The sequence below is a fragment of the Bartonella sp. AA56HLJMS genome (assembly GCF_042197145.1).
Classification (GTDB): domain Bacteria; phylum Pseudomonadota; class Alphaproteobacteria; order Rhizobiales; family Rhizobiaceae; genus Bartonella.
Window position 1 is genome coordinate 1 of sequence record NZ_JBHIRL010000033.1, and the last position, 6,988, is coordinate 6,988.

Annotated in this window: 1 pseudogene; it reads right to left on the reverse strand. The window is 35.6% G+C overall.

Features of this window, described 5'->3' with window-relative positions:
* Positions 1-1,398 precede the first annotated feature (1,398 nt).
* Positions 1,399-6,396, reverse strand: a pseudogene (locus ACFINI_RS09085) (DEAD/DEAH box helicase).
* Positions 6,397-6,988: the final 592 nt, after the last annotated feature.

The window sequence follows — 6,988 nt, forward strand, 5'->3', positions numbered from 1 at the left end:
CAAAATCTCTTAAGGCTCTAATTCGAGTTAAGAAATGACCATCGATATATTCACAATCATCAATAAATTCGTATTTTGGAGATGTTTTTTCTGTGTTAACAATAGAATTCATTTTTACACCTATTCGTAAATTAGTTTTCAATTGACACCCTATAAGAGCATCGGGTGCTGAAAACACGGCGAATAGTCCGTTGCTATGCTTTTCCCATAAGGGTATTGTATGGCATAGCTACACCCGACAAAATCACTATATATGCTAATCACAGCATAAAAGATAGTCAGTGTTTTAAAAGAAATGGAAGAGGTTTTTTCGCAACCTATTCGCTATTCGAAAGTGTTTTCATCACTTGGTTATTTATATAACAAAATACGTATTTATTATCAATTAATTTATAAACTTTTTTGATATTTTTTTGTATTTTTTAAATACGTTGTGTATTGATAATATCTTATGCTTATTAATTGCTTCTTTTATATTTATGTGCTTTTAAAGCTATATTATAGGTTTTATGAAACGATTGCGTATTTTCTTAATCTATACATTTATAATATTTAGAAACGCTCTCATAATGCGTATTTTAAACTTTATAACCTATCAATTTTGTTGCTAAATAAATTTTAAGATTTCTGTTAATTTCTTTTAATAACACATTTTAGACTTAACAGCCTTTATAGGGACTGTCTTTATAACAAATGCTTTCATTTGCATTTTTGCTTTCTCTATAGTTGTTATGTTCTTTATAGCCATGGCATCATTTTTCATGTTCATAAGAGAAATGATAAATAGGATAATTGCGATTTATTGTCTGTTATGAAAACACTTATGAAAACATCTAAAGAGAGAATGATAATTATAGAGATGAGCAAAATCCCTTTTAATAAACTTTTGTCATTTTTGTCAGTTCTTTTTAGAACCTATATCATTTTTTTTAAATGAGAGAAAATTAAAATCATTATATTTCAATATGTTAATGTTTTGAATAAACAACCTATATTACACAAAACACGTAAATACAATCTGTAATATATATAAAAAGGGGTTTTGAAGGTATTTTGAGGGTTTGAGAAACCTTCAAAACCTATAAGTAATATAAGAAAATGAATATACATAACTCTCTTTAAACAAAGCTTCTGATAACAATAAAGCTATCATTTTAGATTACGGTATAATCTTTTAAAGGCAATGTAAAAAATCTAATTCACTTTAAGATGGGATTTCTTATAAGCCTTAAAGCAATCCAAAGTACAGTGTTTAAAAGTACAAAGCCTTATTTTTAGAATAACGCATATTAGGATTGTATCTAATCAACTTAACAAAAGAGGTATAGATTATGGTTATAAGACCTTATACCCCTTGTAAGGTTATCACTCTCATTATGTGAGCATGCTTTAATAAGCTTATTCAGTTTTTCTTATTTCTAATTTTGGTAAGTTCTTAACAATCTTCATTGTTTCTAAACTTACGGTAATAACCCTTTGAAATAACTCTAGAGGGTAGGCAGGGTTGCCAACGGTTTCAACAGCATAGCGATTGGCATCATTCACAATACCACTCTTTTTATCAGTCTTTACACATTGACGCTCCATAACCCATTCAAGAGCGGGTTTACCATTGACGATATACTCATAAGCTTCAAGAGGGATATCTGTTATTGTGATATTGCTATTGTAAATAACTGTTGATTTATCCTTTTCGGATTTTCCTTTCTCTTTAGCTGCTTTTGCGAATTTTATTTCAGTTACATAATAAAACTTTTCGGGATTAGAGATCTCTGTCTGTTTTGGATTACCCTTTTTAAAGGTCACTGGATAAGGTTCTACAGTTTCATAATTCACGTGCAAATGACCCAATTCACGTCCTGCTGTTACAAACTTCCAAAAATCTTCAGCAGTTTTTACACAAAGGATACGAGGCAATTCTTTAGAGAGGTTATCAGCATAACGAGCACGATAATCTTCCGAATGAAGTAGACCATAAATATAATAGAATAGATCATCTTTTGTTATGGTTTCATTAGGATAAGCTGCTTTAAAATAGTCTAGGCCTTCATCCGTAATGGCATCACTCCTCTGTAAATCAGCTGTTTTGCTGTCTTCTGTAGCATTTGCAAACAAATATGACTGTTTTTCACCTTTACTTTTTGCAACCCTAGTGTCTTCGTAAATATAACGTGGAAAACATTGACTTTTTTCTATTGAATCCAAGTTAGGTATATCTTTAGTCATAAGTACAGAAAAGTCTTTTTTTGCTCCTATACCTGTAACTGCTATTACTTTATTTTCAACCGCTTTTCCCATGGGGAATATACAGGGCATTTGATAAACTCTATGGTTAAAAATACGACTATAGTAAAGCCATTGCTGCGTAAATGGACGATAAATACTTTGAATGAGGCATGTAGTTTCAAATTCAAAAAACTTTCCTTTTACAAACTCTTCTTTCAGACTACTACTCCAACTTATCTTGCTTTCATCTGTATCGACAAAATCATCTACAACCTTTACACGTACTTTACGTTCAGTATGTGGATAGGTATTGTTAAAACGTCCTACTTCACTGTTATAGAAAGCAATCATATAACTCATGTTTTTTGCTAAAGATTCACGGCTTGAGTTATATGCCCAAGCATCACGATTGGTTGAAATACCACAGGAATAAGTATTAAAAAGCTTTTTACCATGCCCTTTTTTATAACCTATGGATAAAAATGCTTTAAAATTGTCATCACGTTGACCAAGCCAATCATTATGCCTATCCGGTATAATTATTTTCCAACCTTGTTTACTTCGTGTAATGCCATCAATACTACCAAGGGACTCGATTATCGTAAGCTTTTCTTGCCTCGTGAGATAATCTCCAATATCACGAAAATATATCTTACCACGCTGTTGTGCATTTGGATTTTTTACGAGAACGGAAATCGCTATAGGGGCTCGAGATCCAGAACCAAAAATTTTACCACCTTCTTTTCGAGAAATTTCTCCAGAAGTTCGTTGATTACCCCGTAAATGGAAAATATAAAGGCTGCTAAATTCTTCAACGAGGCATTTTCGTAAACCATCCATGGATTTAGTATCTACAAAACCCGCATTTGTCACAAACCCAATTACCCCAGCATTATCAATACGGTTACTAGCCCAACGGATAGCACGAATATAACTATCATAAAGCGCTTGCCTAAGATTTGCTTTAGATTGAGAAGCGTAAGTTTCACTAATACGTTTATTTAATATGGGATAGGGAGTATTCTTTGCATTATCATTTTCGTTTTTTTGTCCTACCGAATAAGGAGGGTTACCAAAGATAACTTTGATATCGAGGTTTTTCTGATGTTCCAAATATTCACTATTTTCTTTAAATAATTTTTGCAGAAGGTTCTTTTCTTCAAGCATGCGGAAAGTATCGGTCAAACCAATATGCTTGAAAGGAATATACTCTCCTTTCATGATACTATGATAGGTCGATTCAATGTTAATCGCTGCTATGTAATAGGCAAGCAAGACAATCTCATTGGCATGGATATCATGACGGAACTTATATTCCATATCCTCTGGTTTTATGAGATTTGATTGTAAAAGCCTTGTGATAAAGGTACCCGTTCCAGTGAAAGGGTCAAGAATAGACACTCCACGTGATCCCAAGCTTTTTCCAAACTCATTACGCAACACATCATCAACAGAATGAATGATAAAATCAACAACCTCAACGGGCGTATAAACAATCCCAAGCCTATCCGTGGTTTTCTTAAATGCCTTGGAAAAGAAATCCTCGTAGAGTTTGATAATAAGGTTTTGTCTTGCTTGGGGTTCAGTAATCCCAGAGGCGCGGAATTTTACACTGTTATAAAACCCTTGGAGTTCTAAAGACTCTTGCTTGATATCGGTTTTATCCAACTCAGCTAAAATCCTTTCCATCGCTTGTGAGATGCTATTGTTCTGGACAAATTCATTGCCCTCAAACAAAGCTTCAAACACGGGACGCGTCACAAGATGTTGTCCTAACATCTCAAGCGCTTCCTCTTGCGTAATACTGTCGTTTAAATTGCTCTTTAATTCCTTATGAAACGCATCAAAAGCACACCACGCTTTGCCTTTCTCATCAGAAAGAATATCTTTAAGATGATTGATATGGTTTTGTGCAATCTCAGCAACATTGTTCGCCCATATGCCCCAATAATCAGAAAGGGTCGATCTTTTAACTAGAACCGTTTTAAGTGCATTAGGAAATGCTGCTACAAAATTGAAGCTTGTTTGTCCGTTATGAGTGGAAAGCGATTTACGAATTGGAGAGACATTGCTTGCACTTGCATGCTCTGTTTTTGCTTGCAGGGGCAGGTCATCAACAACCGTAGTGACATTCTCTAAATCCATATTTTGAGAAACCGTTATAATCTCTAAAATAGGGCTTACATCTTGTCCTAAATTCATCTGATTGAGCGTTTTACTAAAATTCTCATCATGAGAAAGCAGGGCATTGAGAACTTGCCAAACAACACTGTATTTTGTATTGTTCTTTAAAGCTTTTTCGGGGTCAATCCCAGCCGGCACCCCAACGGGTAAAATGATATAGCCTCTTTTCTTGCCTGGAGCGCGCCGCATCACACGTCCTACCGCCTGTATGACATCCACTTGGCTTTTACGCGGGTGTAAAAACATCACCGCATCCAAGGTAGGCACATCGACACCCTCAGACAAACATCGTACATTGGTAAGTACACGGCAATGATTTTCCCCCACATTTTCTTCCAACCAATCCAGTTTTCTTGTCCGTTCCTTGGCGCCATCCTTCCCATCAATATGATCAACTTCACAGATCAGACGGGGTGTATCGGGGTGGTTTTGATAAAGTCTATTGAAAATCCTCTTAACACCTTTTCCTTGGAAGGTATCACGGATATTTTTAGAGGTCTTGATATCTTTACAAAAAGCCAAAGCCCGCCGCATGGGGCTCGTATCATCTCCAAGATCAGCTTTTAGATCCAGTTTGGTTAAAGCTTGATAACAGCCAACAATTTTTGTTCTATAATCAAGAAGAAGTTCATAATCTTTACTTGTGGTAGGCATCTCCATGGTTTTGCTGATTTCCCCCTCATCAACACCCAAAACAATAATCTTATAAGGGGTTAACAGTTCATTCTTGACCGCATCGGTGAAACTGTAGGTATAAAGCACTTTTCCATAAATGGCTTCATTATCCATAGAGGCTAAAACAGCATCAACCTCATCAGCACGCCTTTTGGCATGGTCACTAAAGATACGAGGCGTTGCCGTTATGTATAGACGTTTTTTGCCTCGAATAAGAGTGTTATCGTGAACCTTGATAAAATCAGATTCACTGTCTTCTGTTCCCAATGAAGCCCCCGTTGTTCTATGCGCCTCATCTCAAATAATCAAATCAAAGGCTGCTAAACCATGATCCTTTTGCGCATCAACAATGACTTGTATTGATTGATAGGTAGCAAAAATAACACTCATCGCATGGGGAGAAGAGTTGCCTACTTTCTCGACAAGCCTAGAGGCATCTGTGGTAGCAGGGAGGGCTAAATCCGATGCCGATAATTCCCCATCATCTTCTTGGTTTTTACGACGCTTGCCAATTTGCTTATCCGAACACACCGCAAAGCAACGCAAGGGCACTTGTGCATCGGCTGTCCATTCACGAATGCTTTGTGACATCAAGGCAAGAGAGGGAATCAAAAATAAGACATGCTTGCCTTGACCTGCTATGGTTTCTGCTATCTTCAAACTGGTGAAAGTCTTGCCCGTTCCACATGCCATAATGAGCTTGCCACGGTCTGCTTCTTTCAAACCTTCACAAACCGCTTTCAGCGCTTCTTTCTGATGATCTAAAAGCTTTTTCTTTGTTTGCTCGTAAAGAACAATGTTGCCTGTCTTATCAAAAATACCCCAATCGATTTGACTATTTTCCATATCAAACAGATTAATTCGATAAACCGGAACCGCTTGCCCTTCAATCATGGTATGGGCATTTTCGCTTAAGTCTTTTTCCGTACTATCAATGAGCAGACGGTATTTAAATCTCTTTTTACCAGAAATGGCGATAAAGCTTTCAATATCATCTTGGGTAATCTGATGATTGGTCTCATAAAATTGACAACGAATAGCAACGTAATTGTCTTGATCACGAATTTTAGCTACCAAATCAATATCAGTGTCTCTATCGCTTCCTTTCCACCCCTTTTCGTCAGCAACCTCTCTATAAGTTTGAACCTTTTGGTATTCTTGGCATTGAAGCGGGTCTTGCGTCAAATAAGCAATGACAAACTTTTCAAAAGCGGCTTGCTTATCTTGCTCTGATATCGCTTGATCACGATAGGCTTGTAAGAGAGAGCGTAAAGAAATCTGTTTATTGTCAGAATAAAGAGGGTGAGACATAAAGAACAGACTCCATGACAATATATTCTACTGATTGATTCTCTTCAAAAGATTCAAAATGAAGCCAATTAAATCCATTTAGGATAAATAGCGAGTGTCAGCTGAGGTGAAATTCTTGCAAAACCAGAATTTTTTTTCAAAAAGGGTTTTTAAAGGTTGTTTATCCACACCCCATGATATGGAGTAGATCAGCAAAGTAGTGAAATTTTCTATTCATTTCATGGGTTAATCAAGATAAATGCACTATGTACTTTAATATATCAGAATGAGTATTTTGATAAATTTTATGAAACATTTTATAGTGATATTTTGAAGGTGCTTAAAACCTTCAAAATCTCTTTATATATATATTAAAAATTGTATTTACGTGTTGTGTGTAATATAGGCTGTTCACTTAAAACATTAACATATTGAAATATAATAACTTTTATTTTTCGATTGAAAAAAATATATAACGGGCGGTAAAAGGAACCCTCAAAATACTCAAACCCCTCAAAACTCATAGATGAGGCGTCTTTTGAAGGTTCACTCTATGAATGCAAGGGGATATGGTTGAGCAAATTTATCCTTTATATTTATGGGGATATTGATG